Annotated in this window: 19 protein-coding genes and 3 pseudogenes; 6 read left to right on the forward strand and 16 right to left on the reverse strand. The window is 35.5% G+C overall.

Annotated features, from left to right (window positions below; genetic code table 11):
- Window positions 1–3 precede the first annotated feature (3 nt).
- Window positions 4–636 carry a class I SAM-dependent methyltransferase gene (locus ACIQLB_RS16905; protein WP_400728160.1) on the reverse strand — a complete coding sequence of 211 codons (633 nt, stop codon included), beginning with the start codon at window positions 634–636 and terminating at the stop codon, window positions 4–6.
- A 462-nt stretch (window positions 637–1,098) separates the two neighbouring features.
- Between ACIQLB_RS16905 and ACIQLB_RS16910 the strand changes: the two genes are divergently transcribed.
- Window positions 1,099–1,749 carry a FusB/FusC family EF-G-binding protein gene (locus tag ACIQLB_RS16910; RefSeq protein ID WP_400728163.1) on the forward strand — a complete coding sequence of 217 codons (651 nt, stop codon included), beginning with the start codon at window positions 1,099–1,101 and terminating at the stop codon, window positions 1,747–1,749.
- Window positions 1,750–1,869: 120 nt separating this feature from the next.
- Here ACIQLB_RS16910 and ACIQLB_RS16915 read toward each other — a convergent pair whose 3' ends face one another.
- The 7 genes from ACIQLB_RS16915 to ACIQLB_RS16945 form a co-directional block, all read right to left on the reverse strand.
- A complete protein-coding gene (locus ACIQLB_RS16915; protein ID WP_400728166.1) occupies window positions 1,870–2,013 on the reverse strand; it encodes a hypothetical protein in 144 nt (47 codons plus the stop codon).
- 18 nt (window positions 2,014–2,031) lie between these two features.
- The gene (locus ACIQLB_RS16920) at window positions 2,032–3,303 is read right to left on the reverse strand and encodes an oligosaccharide repeat unit polymerase (RefSeq protein ID WP_400728169.1); all 1,272 of its coding nucleotides are present in this window, start codon (window positions 3,301–3,303) and stop codon (window positions 2,032–2,034) included.
- Window positions 3,304–4,024: 721 nt separating this feature from the next.
- Window positions 4,025–4,525, reverse strand: a complete 501-nt coding sequence (locus ACIQLB_RS16925; protein ID WP_400728172.1) for a hypothetical protein — start codon at window positions 4,523–4,525, stop codon at window positions 4,025–4,027.
- Between the two features lie 604 nt (window positions 4,526–5,129).
- Window positions 5,130–5,921 carry a helix-turn-helix domain-containing protein gene (locus ACIQLB_RS16930; RefSeq protein WP_400728175.1) on the reverse strand — a complete coding sequence of 264 codons (792 nt, stop codon included), beginning with the start codon at window positions 5,919–5,921 and terminating at the stop codon, window positions 5,130–5,132.
- 314 nt (window positions 5,922–6,235) lie between these two features.
- Window positions 6,236–6,496: a YfzA family protein gene (locus ACIQLB_RS16935; RefSeq protein WP_400728178.1), complete on the reverse strand. Its 261-nt coding sequence runs from the start codon at window positions 6,494–6,496 to the stop codon at window positions 6,236–6,238.
- Between the two features lie 75 nt (window positions 6,497–6,571).
- Window positions 6,572–7,066 carry a small multi-drug export protein gene (locus ACIQLB_RS16940; protein WP_400728181.1) on the reverse strand — a complete coding sequence of 165 codons (495 nt, stop codon included), beginning with the start codon at window positions 7,064–7,066 and terminating at the stop codon, window positions 6,572–6,574.
- A gap of 55 nt (window positions 7,067–7,121) precedes the next feature.
- Window positions 7,122–7,295: a hypothetical protein gene (locus tag ACIQLB_RS16945; protein ID WP_400728184.1), complete on the reverse strand. Its 174-nt coding sequence runs from the start codon at window positions 7,293–7,295 to the stop codon at window positions 7,122–7,124.
- An 883-nt stretch (window positions 7,296–8,178) separates the two neighbouring features.
- Here ACIQLB_RS16945 and ACIQLB_RS16950 point away from each other — a divergent pair.
- Entirely contained in the window at window positions 8,179–8,334 is a 156-nt protein-coding gene (locus ACIQLB_RS16950) for a hypothetical protein (protein WP_400728187.1), read from the forward strand.
- A gap of 146 nt (window positions 8,335–8,480) precedes the next feature.
- Here ACIQLB_RS16950 and ACIQLB_RS16955 read toward each other — a convergent pair whose 3' ends face one another.
- The 5 genes and pseudogenes from ACIQLB_RS16955 to ACIQLB_RS16975 all read right to left on the reverse strand — a co-directional run bounded on the left by ACIQLB_RS16955 (window position 8,481) and on the right by ACIQLB_RS16975 (window position 12,419).
- Window positions 8,481–10,559, reverse strand: a complete 2,079-nt coding sequence (locus tag ACIQLB_RS16955; RefSeq protein WP_400728191.1) for a serine hydrolase domain-containing protein — start codon at window positions 10,557–10,559, stop codon at window positions 8,481–8,483.
- 303 nt (window positions 10,560–10,862) lie between these two features.
- Window positions 10,863–11,426 (reverse strand): annotated as a pseudogene (locus ACIQLB_RS16960) (IS3 family transposase); the annotation flags it as partial.
- Window positions 11,404–11,556: a terminase small subunit gene (locus ACIQLB_RS16965; RefSeq protein WP_400728194.1), complete on the reverse strand. Its 153-nt coding sequence runs from the start codon at window positions 11,554–11,556 to the stop codon at window positions 11,404–11,406. The gene ACIQLB_RS16965 and the pseudogene ACIQLB_RS16960, both read right to left, overlap by 23 nt.
- An 87-nt stretch (window positions 11,557–11,643) precedes the next feature.
- Window positions 11,644–11,781: pseudogene (locus ACIQLB_RS16970) on the reverse strand (phage terminase small subunit-related protein); the annotation flags it as partial.
- A gap of 116 nt (window positions 11,782–11,897) precedes the next feature.
- Window positions 11,898–12,419, reverse strand: a complete 522-nt coding sequence (locus tag ACIQLB_RS16975) for a hypothetical protein (RefSeq protein WP_400728197.1) — start codon at window positions 12,417–12,419, stop codon at window positions 11,898–11,900.
- Window positions 12,420–12,555: 136 nt separating this feature from the next.
- Between ACIQLB_RS16975 and ACIQLB_RS16980 the strand changes: the two genes are divergently transcribed.
- From ACIQLB_RS16980 to ACIQLB_RS16995, 4 genes and pseudogenes are all read left to right on the forward strand, one after another.
- The gene (locus tag ACIQLB_RS16980; RefSeq protein ID WP_400728200.1) at window positions 12,556–12,876 is read left to right on the forward strand and encodes a hypothetical protein; all 321 of its coding nucleotides are present in this window, start codon (window positions 12,556–12,558) and stop codon (window positions 12,874–12,876) included.
- Between the two features lie 179 nt (window positions 12,877–13,055).
- Window positions 13,056–13,448: a hypothetical protein gene (locus ACIQLB_RS16985; RefSeq protein WP_400728203.1), complete on the forward strand. Its 393-nt coding sequence runs from the start codon at window positions 13,056–13,058 to the stop codon at window positions 13,446–13,448.
- Between the two features lie 134 nt (window positions 13,449–13,582).
- Window positions 13,583–13,783: pseudogene (locus ACIQLB_RS16990) on the forward strand (IS30 family transposase); the annotation flags it as partial.
- Window positions 13,784–13,842: 59 nt separating this feature from the next.
- Window positions 13,843–14,109, forward strand: a complete 267-nt coding sequence (locus tag ACIQLB_RS16995; RefSeq protein ID WP_400728205.1) for a tyrosine-type recombinase/integrase — start codon at window positions 13,843–13,845, stop codon at window positions 14,107–14,109.
- Window positions 14,110–14,263: 154 nt separating this feature from the next.
- On the opposite strand, the gene ACIQLB_RS17000 is transcribed toward ACIQLB_RS16995, so the two are convergent.
- From ACIQLB_RS17000 to ACIQLB_RS17010, 3 genes are all read right to left on the reverse strand, one after another.
- The gene (locus ACIQLB_RS17000; protein ID WP_400728208.1) at window positions 14,264–14,860 is read right to left on the reverse strand and encodes a YpjP family protein; all 597 of its coding nucleotides are present in this window, start codon (window positions 14,858–14,860) and stop codon (window positions 14,264–14,266) included.
- A 497-nt stretch (window positions 14,861–15,357) separates the two neighbouring features.
- Window positions 15,358–16,017, reverse strand: a complete 660-nt coding sequence (locus tag ACIQLB_RS17005) for an AroM family protein (RefSeq protein WP_400728211.1) — start codon at window positions 16,015–16,017, stop codon at window positions 15,358–15,360.
- Window positions 16,010–16,165, reverse strand: coding sequence for a DUF1177 family protein (locus ACIQLB_RS17010; protein WP_400728214.1), 156 nt, complete (start codon window positions 16,163–16,165; stop codon window positions 16,010–16,012). Before ACIQLB_RS17010 ends, ACIQLB_RS17005 begins: the two co-directional genes overlap by 8 nt.
- Window positions 16,166–16,597 lie beyond the last annotated feature (432 nt).

The raw sequence follows: 16,597 nt of genomic DNA on the forward strand, positions 1-16,597 counted from the left end.
TTCCTATGAAATATTCGAAAGTACAAAAACCCCACCACAATGCGAGATTGGGTAAAATTCTAATTGGCATACTCCTTTTAATACGGAGCTAATTTCCTCATGGACAAAGTAAAATTCATCATCATCCCAATAATCAATGCTTTCTTGACGACATGCTTCAAGCTGCGCTCTTGATTCAAACGCGATATCACCGATTAAAATTTTGCCTGCAGGTGTTAGTTGCTGCAATAATGCTGTAATGTATTGCACTTTCATTTCATCGGTAAAATGATGCAGCGCATAGGTGCTAATAATGGCGTCATATTTTTGATGAAGGAGCGCTGCTGGCAGCCCTTTAGACAAATCCCACTCCAATAAGTTTGCTTCAGGCATTTTTTCTTTGGCGATTTCCATCATTTTCGAGGAGAAATCGAATCCATTGATCATATGGCCATTGTCATAAAGCTTTGCCGTTAACACCCCTGTGCCAAATCCAATGTCTAAAACAGTTGATTTTGGAATGGACATGACCTCGTTAAAAATCGTATTTAATACTTCTTTATATCCTGCAAATGGATATTGATTGCTTTCTTCACTTAGCTGAACCGTTTTATCATAACCATCAGCCCATAAATTAAATCCTTGTTGATTTAGCAAAATAGTTCCTCCTATGTTTTCAATCGAGTATGAGTTTGGAAGGTCTATTAGTACTAAAAAATCCCTTGTTAGTTACTAACAATCCCTCTCCAAACATATAAATTTCCATGACCGATAACCTGTTTCATAAAAATTCCCCCTTTCAAAAATTCAAGTTCATCATCAACCTATGCATATGACATACGTTTCGCGATGAACAAATATTAAACTATTATACCAAATATTACATATGGTAGTGAGTGAATTTTCAAACTTTATTTATTTCCTAAAAAATGCTATGATAAGAATAGTTTTCTTTTCAAGGAGGAATCGAAATGGACGCATTCTTTTGTAATGCTTGCTCTAGACCAAACACATTACAGGTCAAAGAGGTCTAGAAAAGTTAACGCAAATAACATAATTGAATGATCTCTTTAGGCCATAAACCTTTATTAAAAGCCTACAATACAGGAGTGAATTCAAATGGAAAAACCAACAATTCAGCCGTTTTTAACGGTCGCAAACTATCATTTACTTGAGCAGCAAATGAATAAAATCATACAAACACTTGCAACAACGAAGGATAAAAACATTATCCTAGCCATACACGGTATCGTTGAAAGCGAGATTACAGCAAAATTAGCGCTGTCCAAAGAGGAAGCTGAGCTAATTGAGCAACTTTTTGAAGTGACAAATCGTGCACAGGGTGATGCGTATTTAGAGCAATTAAAACCATACGTCATCCCATTCAAAGTAGTCACTGCAAGCACACTGAAGAGCCTATTTAAAAAGGAAAAAAAGCTAAAACTACCGAAACTTGAAGAAATGGATTTTCAGGAGATTTGTTATTTAGCTTGGGATGATCCTGGTACACATCGAAAATATGTCGTGATAGAACAAGCTGAACAGCTAAAAGCAATTAAAGGGACATTCTCTAACAATACAGTTCGCGGAATATGTGCACTATGTAACCGCCATTCAGATGTTGGCCTATATACTACGTCTATAAAAGGGCAAGTCGTTGGAACGTTCACAAGTTATAGTAACTACATTTGCGCTGATAGCCAAACATGCAATCAACATGTAACGGATATAGAAAAAACACAAGCGTTTTTCGAGCGCATCACTCAATAAAGTGAAGCAAATCAGTGGGTTATTCTCATCCCACTGATTTTTTTATTTTCACCAACGTGCTTAATGCACAGTTATTGAGGGATAAAAATAAGCCTTCTCCATTACGGGGAAGGCTTTTTATCATTTTTTTATTTCATTTACAATTTCCTTCAAAATTTCATTTCGCTCTCGTTGTAGCTTCACCATTGATATCGTAAACCAAATGACAAAGGCTATTGGCAAAACGTAAAAAAGTAATATTGGTAAACTAGCAATACCAAACATAACTGAATCCTCTTTTCATTAAACTGAAGGTTGTCCTTGATCCACTTTCATAATCGACGATGCAATGATGACAAAGCCGAGCATTAAAACAAAGATTAAATCGAGTAAACCTGTATGCATCGACACCGTAAATACCGTAATAGTAAATGCATAGGCGACAGAATGGAAACTACGAATGCCCTCCTGCTTCACTTTATTATAAAGAAGCGAAATTAAAGCACCGTATAAAAAGAAGCCAATTGCTACTAATAAATAGCCTCCATCTAAAAATAATTGACCGATAAAAGTCGGTGTAGTTGTACGATTCCCACGTGTAATAACCTTACCCTTCTCCACACTCACGGAATTGACAACCTCCGTTACTACCATACGAGGTGAAATTTGCTTACCAGGTAATACCGTACTAAAGATCCCTTTATGGACTTCACCGTTTAAATAACCGTTCTCCTGCGTATACTCAATAATTGTACTTAATACAATATGCCCTGTTACACTTTCTTCATTTAATGCACGTACCCATAACGGCGTTTGGTTAACCTTTTGTTCAGCCGTTAACAGCTGCTCTCTTGCCTCTTCCGTTAGCTCCACATCAGGCTGGTCTCGGTTATTAAATTCTAATGACCGATCCTCCGTTAACACACGAATAAAACTAAACATCGAGAAAGCTACACCAATAACTAACAGCGTTGTTAAAAACCACGTTAATTTCACTCGTTTTACTACGTAGTGGATAATGATGATCCCTGTAAATAGGATAATAATTAATGGTGTTCGATAGGCAACTAACACAAATAAAAATATGATAAATGCATAGATAGAACCATAGATAAACGCTTTCTTCCATGTCATACGCTTTTCCAAAATCATTTTATAGGATAGCAGCAATAAAACTCCAAACCATAGTAATTGACTAAAGAAGTTCAGCTTTGGATTTAGATTTCGGCGATTTGACTCATCCGAAATACCAAGGCCGCTTCCAAAAACCATCAATATGTACGAACATAAACCAAGTAACGTAAGAAACACGATAAAATGAATCACATATTTTCCTAAAAACGACAGACCAAATGAAGGGATTGTCCATTTCATCTTGTCTATTACGTACACACCTATGTAATAACAAATAACTGCTAAAATGACTGCCGGCCAAATGGAAACATGTATATTGAACATTTCAAACCTATGCCAATCAAACATGCTCGTAAAGAAATATAGCAGTAAAATAAATGGTAAAAAGAAATACGGCGAAAACGTATCGATTTTGTTTAATTTTCTTAAAAATAGTTTCATATCCTTTCACATCCCAAGATGCTTTCTCCTCCAAACTTTAAATTAATTTCCAATTATGTAAAACAAAAATAGCATATCATATTAATAGATTATTTTAAATACACACTTACTATTTTTGTTAGTTATTTGAAATAAATTGAAGATAATTAAGAAACTTGTCGAAGTATTTAAAGCTCAGTAAGCATTTTTGAGTACATCTAAAAAAGTTGTGTAGCATCAGTAAATCCGTTTTTATTTTATTTCTTCTGATGGGAGGATTATTTCATTTTATAGAACTTCAACAGCTACAATATGAACGTATTGTTATGAATAATAAGTAAAGTAGCCATCTCCCATAAGAATAGATGGCTACTTTATTCACTTTAATTTCACGCTGCTGTTAGTACGAAATCAATATTTATCTTAATGTTTAAAATCCACTTTTGTTTCTGCATAGTTTGAATGAAAAATTACTCCTTCACCCTCAACCCATTCGGCATTATTTACTCCTAATACTTCTAAGTCGTCAGGTACCTTTCCATTTTCATGAGTTATAATCCTCACCAAATCATCGTTTAACTTTTTTATAACCCCTGGAAAAGCAGTGTTGCGATAAAAGTTATACAGGTGCGTAGTTTCGCCTAATGTACTTTTCTATGTTCAATTAGCAACTTTTCTTTTCCTGTCGGTGATTCAACAGTGTCTTGCAACTTGTACTCGTTTTAAGGTTTTATCATTTAATCTAACTTCCAAAAAGTGTAACCTTCATATCACCATAATGGAATACCATGGAGGGATCTGCAACTGAAAGGCCAGGATTTATGGGATGGGAAAGGCCAGCTCCCCCAACCACTTCGATTTCAAGTTTTCCACGTAATGGGCGTTCCCCTACTAAATAGTCGCCTGTAGATTTAACATGAAGGATTCCATTTACAAGAGAACTTATATCAAATTCCAATCGAGTACAACTCCTTGGAGGTATAACAGTTGACGGTAGACCTTCAAGAAAAGGTTTTTCATTCTCATTCGTTATAAACGGAAGTGAAATTCCATCAATTGAAAGCTGTAAAGAAGGGCAATATTCAATCACAACATCAGCCTCTAGTGGTTTGCTTGTAGGATTTTTAATTAGAATCACAAGTCTATTATTAGGCTGTCCAACTGCAGCATCCAATGGAACAAGAAATGGTCCTGTAGTAATCGTATACTTTCTATTTTGACATGTTGATGTTTGGTTTGACATAGAATCACCTCCTAATAAAAAGATATTACTTTCTGTATATCTTATTAAAATAAAAAAACAATTGTATAGACGGTTGTAGAAAGAATTCCACTTTATTTTTGATTGTAAATGTAGTGGCTGGAGATAACTTCTTAAATTTATTACTATTGAAAACAATACAAATCATAGAAATAAAACTATTGAAAAACCTGAAGTACAAGCATCTTATTTATTGGACGAAATCGAAAAATGATGAATTTGGGGTACATTTTGGGGTACATGTTTTTTCTGCCCTCTCCCATTAAAATAGTATTCAAATACAACATCTTAGCAATCTGCTTCAAACGTTGATTTATCAATGTTTCCCAACAAAAAACACCCGTATTTTAAACGAGTGCTTCGTGAATTTTAGGATAACCATTTTTGTGGTGTATTTGTCTCCCAAATAAATTTGGTGTGATGGATACTCTATCTAATTATGCCTATAAACATTGATATATCAATGCACAAATGTAACTGTCATAATTTTTAACTATGCATAGCAAAGCATAAAACAACTTTAACTTGGGGCTAACTGGTGCTGAAAAATGTATATGTTTTGATTAATTTCATCTGTATTAGTTAGTTAAAAATCATCAAACTTTTTCCTTACTTTCTTACGAAACTTAAAGCCAATTCGATTAGTAAATACCTCATTCCTGGCAAGAAGTTTATATGCATCTAGGATATTGGACATATGAGTAAAAATATAGATACCAACTGCAATCAGCCCAATACAAATTGGATAATAAGGTGTTAAAAAACCCGCAGAAATTATATTTTTCCTTTCTAATCCAATTGGTAAGAACCCCACAGCAAATAATCCGAATCCTGCAATCATAAAAATTGCGTATTTTTTCTTCATACGTTCATATCTAATGTTAAGCTCTTGGAGATATTTTTCATCAAACAATAAAGGTTCTTGTTTAAGCACTTTATATTTATCTTCTTCAAAAAAAGATGTTGACGCAAGTAAGCCTATTCCTATGGTCGTAAAAATAATCGTTGGTACTAAATAAGTTGATGGGTCTTGTTTAAAAATAAAATAAGGGATAAAGGCTAAAGCAACAAAAAATAAACCCATTGAGAAATATTTAGCAGATTTACGAACAGAGAGTAAAAAACCTTCTGCCATTTCTTTGCTAACATAATATCCTGACTCTTTATCATTGCTAGGTTCGACAGAGTCCTTTAACAGATAATCCATCGAAACACCAAAAATATTTCCAATCATAAGAAGCCTTTCAGTTTCAGGATACCCTTGACCATTTTCCCACTTGCTAACGGCTTGTCTCGTCGTGTTTAATTTTTCGGCTAAAGCTTCTTGAGAAAGCCCATTTTCCTTTCTCAATTTAAAAAGTTTTTCACCAAATGTCACTTGCTTTGAACTCCTTCCATTTGTTATTACTATAAAAATTCTAATTTTAATAGTTAATACTTATAAGTAAAAAGTGATAAAAATACCGCTACCTTCATGCAGCTAAATGTTTAGTTAGAAGTAGTAAAAATATTTCAACGAATGTTACAAAGGGACTTATATATCACATCTAGCGGGTTACCTTTTAAAAAGCAATGGATAATGAATATTTATCCAATTTACGCCTTTTCAGCATTCCATTTTATTCCTATATATCACGATAACATGGGTATCTATTTGTTTCAATTCATTCGATAAGAGTTGAAAAAAAGATATCATTTACTAGATATAACTTTAGATATATCATATAGAGCGGTAATTATTATTTGGAGCGCAGCGAAGATTGCAACTATATTGAAAAAGGGATTTTCATAAAAACTTAACCACTCGGTAAAAAGTTTTGTCTGTAATATCCTATTTCCAAAATCACCAAAATTAAAATTAGTAACTACAAATGTACCATCCAAAATTGAAAAGATGAGATTAAGAATTAAGAATCCACCAAGATTAATTATCCATTTTTTTAATAATCTCATCTTGTTATCATCCTCTCTTAATAATCTTGATTTATTTCAAAAATAAAAACAAAGGTAGTAAACACACTCAAAATATTATTGCATTAAATCATAGTTTAAATAGCCTCCTAATACGCCACCAAGGATTCCCCAAAAACCTATACTAACGGAATGCCAGAAGATAACTCTTCTTTTATTTGCGCCTGCAGCTAATGAGGTGAAGGCAGCAATATGGGCGGAAGCGAATAATGGAGCAATATGGGCAAGTCCTGGAACTCCATATTTATCGTACCTTTCTCTCGCTTTAGTTGCGCGATTATGAATAAATCCTTCTTTTGTTGAATTACGATCACGAATTTTTGTAAACAAAGCATTAAAAGGTAAAATAACGAACATGATTGAAATCCAGTTTCCTATCATACTAATAATTACTGCTAAAATAATCGGGATCCCGATGAGAGAACCGACTACAGCCCCACCAGGAGATTCTACAAACGGAACGAAAGATATAACGAAAACACCCATATACTGTAAAAATAAATCTAATTCAGATAATTGACCGACAAACTCTTGTACCATTTGACGAAACATGTAGTAACTCTCCTTTTTTAAAAAACATTCCTTTTACTTTTCCAAGGTGTGTTCACTATTTTTTTCTATTTCGAGACATGCCATATATAATAGCAACAAAGACGAAGCCTACAAATACGAATATATTTGTTATTGGCTCATTAATTCTTTGGATTGAGTCCTGAAAAATCTTTAAACAAATTAATACACCGATGGTAAAAATAATCCCGATAATAGATACTTGTTTCATTGTTTCTCCTCTCTAATTATTTTCTGATTAATAATGCACTTTTTAAAATTTATGAATCTCCTTTCTTAATTACTATCTAAATCTTAGAAAAACATTACTCTTACTTCTACAATGTTGCAGTTGCACTTTGTCAACTTACGGTTGCAATCATGTTAAACAGTGTGTTTTGTATAGAAATTCCTCACCAACCCTGAATTTATAAAAACCATAACTCAACAAGAAATTAATATCCGTTTAACCGTTATTAGGTTTTTACAAACTTCAAGAATTGGATAAATCTAATTAACAACGTGAATTTAATTAACATAACAAGCACATGCTATTTCTTCAATCGCCATTAATCCAGCTATTGAAGAAGAAATAGTTCATCGGAATAAATTTAGAGGTGTAAGCTTGCCTTCTGCTTGGAACAAAAAAGCTGAGTTATCAGTATCACATCAGCCAACAAAGCAAAATTTTACATTACGCGAAAGAATTTGAGGATGAAACGTACTATTACATTTTACTTTTGCTTTCTTATACTGGAATGGGAAATGTGAAGAGTTATGCCTTCAATGGGGAGATAATGACATTGAAGAAAAGTTGCTAGCATTCGGTGGGAAATTAGAAGTTGCGGATTAAGTTTTTATCTCGTTGGCAAGTAAGACCTATGACGTTTACAACATTACACAAAGGTTTTAAAAGGAGAGTTCAACGTGCCATCCTCAAAGAGTGTACCATCCATTCTATTAGGCACTCACATGCAACTATATTAATGAATTGACGGTGTATCAGTAAAAACAATTGCTGAACGATTAGGCAACATCGGAAATGATTAACAGAAAAAGCAGAGTTATTAGATGTCGATAAGGAATTGGTAGACACTCATGAAAAGTTAATTGATATGCTAAATAAACAAAACTCTGCACTCAGCGAAATCGCATCTGCGATAGACACAAATGATTTTTCAAAAATAACTGCAGCTAACGAATACCTTAGTGAAGTTCGAAAAATTGAACGTGAATATGTAAGAGAATTAGAAAAACATGTCGAACAATAATTATAAAAAAGTCACTCATTATTTTTTAATGAGTGACTTTTGTTTATTATCTTCTACGTATTTCATCGCACAAGCCAAGAACGCGCCATATGAGTGCGAGTTATTTCTGTGTCGTACTGTTTTTTTGAATCGTTCTTGAAATATAGCTAGTTCAATGTGATTGCAAATTCCGAGTTCGGCGCGCCAGCAAATACAACCGTTCCGTCCTTCGGCAGTTTTACTTTGTTATTGCCGCTCACAACAGTAAAATTGACGCATAATCCCTCCTCATCATACACCGCAAACATACTCTTCGCTGACAACGCCACGGTCATCGTTTTCCCTGCTGCCGCTTGAGGGATCGTAAACCATTTCGCATGCCCATTTGCTTGCAGCGTAACTTTGGATTGGCCTGCATCAAGCGATTTTACGTTGGATCCATTTACGTATAACAATCCGGCCATCTCCATATATTCATTACCGCCCTCTGTATAGAAACGAGCTTTCGTCGTATCACGGCTTGCCACCACGGGGATCTGAAGCTGATGCTCCGCCGTATTCGGGCCTGTAATTTTTCTGCCTTCCCAATAGCCCGCCAGGCCTTCCGTGCGAGTAATTTGTTTGGTAAGCATCTCTTGCGCAAGATATAGAATAGAACTAAATTTCTCGTTCACGAGATAGAACTTGACGCCTTCCCGCTTTGCCCATGTGGCAGCGCTTTCCTTCGATAACACGTTGTCTTCTAGCTTCTCAGCTAAATATTGATTTATCGCATCTTGCCCCAAATCTGGCGTCGATTTATATGAGCTCTCCCTTAAATAAGTTCGTCCATTCTTCTCGGTGACGAAGTTGAGCTTGGAGGTACCATCTTCATTAACAAAGCTTCCATCCGCAGTATATACATATTTTTCTTCTGGATTAGATGGTAAGAACAGTTCTCCAGTCTTCGTAATTTCTATTTTGAAATGATTGACACTATCGCCGTAAAAACCCGCTTTCTTCGCTACGTCTTGAGGCATCTTGGCCTTGACCGGCTTGCCAAAGGATTTGTTCGGTTTGATGTCCTTAATTGTGCCCTTCTCTTTGAGCGAGGCAAGTAGCAATTCAGTTGCTAGCAGTTGATTTGTAGAGCTGCTACCGCCAGATGACAACACAGCCGCTGCCATCTTCTGTTCTGGAAGCACGACCAGTGTAGCATGTTGCAGTGGCGTGTCGCCGCCTTTAGCCAAGCCCTTTATCCCATATTCACTGAATGGATATAGTTTCACACTATCCCAACCAAGACCATAGTTGATAATGTTATCTTCATCCCCTGGCCACATTCCTTTTTTATATTCCTCTTGCTCCATCGCCTTGACTGCCTTATCAGAGAGGATCCCTTTTCCCTGTCCTATAAATAATTGTGAGAATCGCACCATATCTTCTGCCGTGGAAGAGATCCCTCCCGAGCCAATCGCATTCACCAATTCAGTAGGAAGCTGCCGTTGGAACGTTGGAAAATAAAGTCCAGCTCGCTTATCGTTTTCCCATTTGTCCTGAGGCGTTTTCGTATGATTTAGCTTTAAGGGTTCTGTAAACCGTTGATGTAGAAATTCGGTAAAGCTCATACCACTTACTTTTTCCACCATAATCTCAGCCAGCGTAAAGCCGTCGTTGCAGTATACTGAGAACGCGCCAGGGTCCGCCTTCAAGCTCTGGCTGGACAATTGCCGCAACAAGGTATCATGGGAATAGGTATCATTATCTTTAAATAAAAATGTATTACCTAACGTGGAACCTTGCAAGCCGGAGGAGTGGTTCAACAGCATACGCGGCGTAATGCGTTTGTAACGCTCGTCTTTCATCTTGAAATCAGGAATATAGTGGACGACAGGAGCATCCAAATCGACTTTTCCTTCGTCGACCAATTTCATCACAGCCGCCGTTGCATACATTTTACTGACTGAACCAATCCCGTATAGGGTATCTTTGGTCAGTGGCTGTTTCCCTTTCATATCATTCTTGCCTGTCTGACCCGACAAAATAAGTTTGCCATTATCAATTAGCGCATACTGCACGCTCGTCGTGTCATAGGACTTCGTGAGTAGCTCAGCCTTCTCTGCCGCAATCTTTTTCAGTGCTTGGCTAGCAACTTCTTGGCTAACTACAACCGTAGTCTGACTGCTAGAATACGCCATCGCCCCTGTTGGTAGGCTCATCGTTAACGCTAATGTAGCCGCTAACACTCCAGATAGTTTATTTTTCATAAAAAAATTGCCTCCTTAGATAAGTAATCGATTTCAAGATATACACTTCCTAAAACAATAATCAATGCTCCCACAAATAAAATTTTTTTGTTCACTTTAACACCTTGATTACTCCCTCCAACAAGAAATATTTTCTATAAATAGAATATCAAAGTTTTATTTTGCTCGTAAATACAGTGATAGACTGATATCCTGTTGGGCTTAAGACTTATGTTTGATTTTGACTAAGTAAATTAAAAAAGACCAGCTCGGCTATATGAACTGCACCCCGTCAAGTAGACAGTGGAAATAATAAAAAATGTATTAAGCGACTTGAGTCCTGAATTCTAACGGGCTCAAGCCGTTTAATCGTTTCTGATAACGATAGTAATTATAAAAATGAATATAATCATCAATCGCTAGTTTTAACTTTTCATATGAATCGTACTTATGTAAATAATACTTCTCACACTTCAATGTGCCCCAAAATGATTCAATTGGTCCGTTATCAATACATCGACCAACACGGGACATACTTTGTGTCATTTTGGCTGTTTCCACAATTCGCTTAAATTCCTTCGATGTATATTGAAAACCTCGATCACTATGTATTAATGGCTGCTCGCCTGATTGTAATGATTGAATAGCTGATTTTATTGTTTTGAAAACAAGGGAATTATTATTCGAATGACCTAACACATAACTCACAATTGAACCATCATATAAATCGATAATTGCACTTAAATAAGCTTTTTTCCCGTTTCCATACTTAAACTCTGTGACATCTGTACACCATTTTTCATTTGGCTTTTTCGATGTAAATGCTCGATTTAATACGTTCTCCGCCACATGATGTGCTGGGGATTTACGATAAGGCTTGCGCTTTCTTGCGTTCAATCTCAGCTTTTATGCCATCATTCGCCATCAGCCGGTGCGCATTCGCATGAGCGGTTCGATAATCGCACTCGTAGGCTTTCTGATAGGCTTTGGTAGCATTCCAACATCGCACATAATGCATGCAAAAAAGCAACTGTCTATCATTCAGACCGTTGCTTGGTATTAATTCATATTCTACTGTTTTTTGTGACCGCTTTTTGGGGCTGCCACGAGTAGATTTTTTCTTTTTAGGTATATCATCGTTCCAGCAATCTTCTTTACGCCAACGTCTCAGTGTGCTTTCACTAACACCGAATTTGGCAGCAATTGCTTTGAACGTGACTTTACCTTTATGCTTACGATAATAGTCATAAGCTTTTCACGATTGGTTGTAGCCATCCTTCATTAACACCACCTCCACATTTGTACTGTTATCAGCTAAATGAAAAAATTAAAACTTTTTATAAATAAGAATTTCCCCGCTTATTCCATAGAGTTAACAATTTTAACTACACCATCCATAGTAATTTTTTTACTGCTCTCTTTATCAATCATAAAAGTGTATCCAAGTTCTTTCTTTTCAACTACGAACACATCAAAATCACTGTGATTATAATAAAGTAATTCATTGCCATCCTCTAAACGTATTTTTTTAGAAATATTTGAAGAAGGTGGTGTTTTGGAAACCAATATTTTAAAACGGGTACGTGGTGAATTTTCATCTAAATAAGAAATTTCTAAATTGGGTACTCCTGATTTACTGCTAAAACTTCCCACAATATGTGTAAAAGTAATTGATGGAACACGAGTTGGAAGCTCTAAATTTTTTTTAAATAAATCTTCGGTTTTTTTTATTGCTTCATTAACCTCAGTAAAACCGTTGTCTAAATAAAGTTTCTTAACATCATACGAACTTTCTGGTTTAGTTGCTTTATCCTCTGCATGAACAAGGTTACTGTTCCCAATAAACAAAAAAACAAAAAGTAATACATATATTTTTCTCAATTCAAATTTCCTCCTATTTTAATTTATTAATTATTTTGCCCCCCAAAAAAAGGATTTATATATTTCATATCTTTTAAAACAAGCAGATGCCTACAGTATTTGTAGTGCATCAGAAACCAGATGTGCCCATACATTTTTGTTTTATAACAAAGACAAAAGTTCATCTACCAATACTGTTTATTTCAGCAAAGGGGAAACAATTTGGTATTCTTGGTCAAATGAATCTCCTGGTATTTTTCACACTAATGTAGCTGTTTATAAAGACACTAAACAAATTACGACTGGTTACAAGTCAATCCCAAGTTTAGGACTAGATGGTGGTAATGTGTCAGCTCCTGAATCTGGTTATTATCATCTTGTCGCTCTTTGTAGTGCTGGAGATCAAAACAGGTGTGAAGGTGGAGGAAAAAATTGTGCAGTAGTATTGAGTCCCAGTTGCTATAAGAATTATGATTAATAATAATAAGTAAAGTAAGTTGTTAAAACTCCTTTTTGGGGCGAGTAAACAATGTAGACTTTAATGCTACTAATGCTCTTAAACGTACTGAACGAATTTTCATAATAAAACCTCCATTTATTAACTTTAAAGGTTATAATAAAGTGTAACAAAATACTAATTTCTAAGGAGAATTATGAATGAAAATTCAAACCAGTAATACATTAAATTATTTGAAAACAGAGGTAAATAAAAATATAAAAAATGAAAGTCTCTTAGATTTATTTGGAATTGAAAATATACATAAAGACAAAGACGAAGACGAAAACGAGAAAAATATCAAACCTAAATTCGAAACTAGATATGAAGATGGTTATATACGTACATATCTTGTGAAATCGAATGGACAAAAATTAGTTAGATTACTTGTTAGGGAGGTTAAACAAACCCAAGAAAACATGAAAGAGTCCATAGATTTAGAGGATATGTTGATACAAGAGCTTGAAAAGTTATCTAATCCCAAAAAATATGAACAGAATACTTCTATTTTTGAAAAAGAAAAGAATATTTCTAAATATAAAACAGGTATTTGAGGAAGATCAATATAAACAATAATTAGAAAATTATTAATTTACATGAAGGTTTAACATCTCTTAAAGAGCTGTAGCGTCTGCAAACGCTGCTGCTTTTTCTATTGAATCTTTAAAAATTCTGCATCCCCTGCCTCCGTTTATATCAAGGGAAGCTGAGTTTTAAAAGTATTTATCGTTGGATTTACGATGGTTTATTAGAAGTGCCCATTGCAGTGCTTCGCCAAAAAGAAAAACGTCAGAAACCACGAGAAACAAGAGGACGCTTCAATATTGGTACACCTATTTCTAAGCGTCCAAAAGAAGTTCGTAAACGAGAAACATTCGGGCATTGGGACGTAATCCAAACGGCCATGTATTTATTACTTTCGCTGGTGAACCAATTGGTGAACGTTATTTGAAACGGATTATTGACTTAATATGCGAGCGAGAAAAAATTACTCACTTTACACCTCACTACTTACGACACACATTTGTTACGATACAATTATCGAATAATATTCCTATTTCTACGGTTGCAGCATTGGTTGGTGATACCCCTGAGACAATTTATAAAGTGTATGCTCATTCATTTGCAAAGGATGAAGTACATGCGTCTAATCTTATGGATGAAATTATCAATTTGAGTTCATTTGAAGAATCTAAGGAAATCAAAAAACGATGAATTTGGGGCACTTTTTGGGGCACTCGTCATTCTTCTCCATCCCCTACTCAGATAACGTGTAAATAGAATAATTCAGCAAATCAGTATAAACGTTGATATATCAATGTTTTCAAACAAAAAAACACTCGCATTTTAAACGAGTGTTTCATGAATATTAGGATAACCATTTCGGAGGTGTATTTTTCTCCCAATAAATATCCCCTAAATTGTTATGTGCCATAAAGTCGTCCTCGGCACTGTGGTAGTGGAAGTTGTAATAAAAGCCTTCCTGTGGTCTTTTTTCTGTGCGGACATGGAAGCGAATTAAATCCATGCCGGATTCATTGTTACTAATATTGAAAATTTTTTCGCCATAGTTGCCACTTGGCTTTTCAGAAATTGTTAACGATGCTAATGATGTATCGTCTAAGCTTGCTACTGTCATCGCAATGGCTTCCTCCATTTTCGGGAAGATAATGGAGTCAAATTCATTGCTAATTTTTGGGCCGATTTTTGTGCCGAATTTTATATAGGATTGCTCTTTCGCAGCGTCAACGAGCAATGCACTATAGTCGACCGGGTCTTCTTGTATTTCTGTCTCTATCGGAAGAGCAGCCGCTTCTGCAGTGCTTGTCCCAGGCGATGTTCCGATAGAAGCACGATTTGATGGATTTTGATCAAATGCTTCCCATATCTCATGTGTTGGCGTAATTAATCCAAAAGTTAAAAACGCAACCATAATGACGATACTTTTTTGAACCCATTTCTTCATTAATTAACACCTTCTCTTTATGTACAAATTGGTAATTCTATTACTTATATATACGCATAAGCCTATAAAAGGTTTCATATTTCTATAATTCATTGTACAATATTTATGTATAAAGTAAAAACTTCACATCTTGTGAAAACGTTTGTATGACCATCATCCTGTTGCCCCAAACTAATCGGGCATTTACTGACAGTATGCTGGTTAAATGTGTCGTTTTTTTAAAAGGAGGTACAAAACATGGAAATCGCAATGAGTATTGGACTTTTATTAATGTTAGGTTACTTATCATCTTTATGCTTCACGGACTAATACAATTCCTTTTTACGAAGAAAGTCCGCAAGCTTGCGGACTTTTCTACTTTTTTGTAGCCAATCTTGGCGCTCATAATTCCTATCTTTATTACAAATGGAATAGGAAAAAGCGGATGATTTCCACAAACCTAAAAAAGACTGTAGACTAAATTTCTACAGTCTGGAACGCTTCTATTATATCTTGATTTATAAGTATTCATGTACAATCCTTGCTACTAAAGTACGCGGATAAATTGTTAAAATACCACTCTCATTTCGAACCAGCTGCCTATGTTCTTCATCGTATCCCATACAATCCAAAATAATTATATCCACTCGGTAATCTTTAAGATAACGAGCTGCTTCTTCAAAGTTGCCATAATCATATGGTGAGGCAACAGCAACTGTAATGTCATTCGAAACACTTTTCCACTTTTTTATCATGCTTCTCCTTTGTTCTTCTAGCGGAATAATTAAACCTATCTTCGGTTGCTCGGCCATTGCACTAACAGCTTGTGTTACGATTCGATTTGGATAAAAAATCGGTTTTCCACATGTTAAAGTTGGCAAATCATCTGTGCATAATACGACAACCATATCAACCTCTTGTTCTAACTTTGATAATTCATCTTGTAATAATGGTAGTAGTTTTCTTCTGTCCATTATGATCGATCTGCCATCACGTAATCGTGAAATACATGTGTACTTTTCTTTTCTCGCTATAACTGTTAGTAATTGCGCTTCATTTAAGGAGTCCAATGCTCCTCTTTCCACAATTTCAATATCTTCATTAAATATTTCTTTAAATGTTGGTGTAATGTCTGAACGAGGCGATTGTCCATTAGTCAAAAAACCGACTTTATTCATTCGTAGTCACCCCTAAAGTTTGAAGGTGTGTCATTGAACCGTATAATTTATTCAAAAGCATAAATTCATCTTCATCATAAAACTTAGCAGTGCCTCTTCCGAATTTCTTCGCTACTTCAACACTTGAACCCGGAATGATAATTTTCACAAAGTTTGTTGTACCCCACTCACCTTGTACAGTTTGATAGGAGGCTTCTACACGTTCATATTCCTTTCGAGTGTTCTTTCCGTCGTTTCAGCATTCCTATCCGTCGCTGACTTTTCTATCCGTCATTTCAAGGGTTCTTTCCGTCGCTCCAGCTTTCCCATCCGTCACTTCGAGGGTTCTTTCCGTCGCTTCTGAAACATTCCATCTTCATTTCCCAGTAAATTGGACAAGGGGCAGCCTCGCTTTTGCGAAGCCACCCCTTTAGTATTTAATAGGTAACATTTCTCGTAAATTGTAAAGTCTCAACCCAATCATCTGGGGAATATTATATTGAAACGTATATGTTTCATCACCGCGGTAAAATTCCACTGTGAGCTTTCTAACTTAAGCAACGCAAACCCAACCTTCTTTTGCGTCCTTGCAGCCCCAAAG

This window comes from Lysinibacillus sp. NPDC092081, from assembly GCF_044755845.1.
Lineage (GTDB): Bacteria > Bacillota > Bacilli > Bacillales_A > Planococcaceae > Lysinibacillus.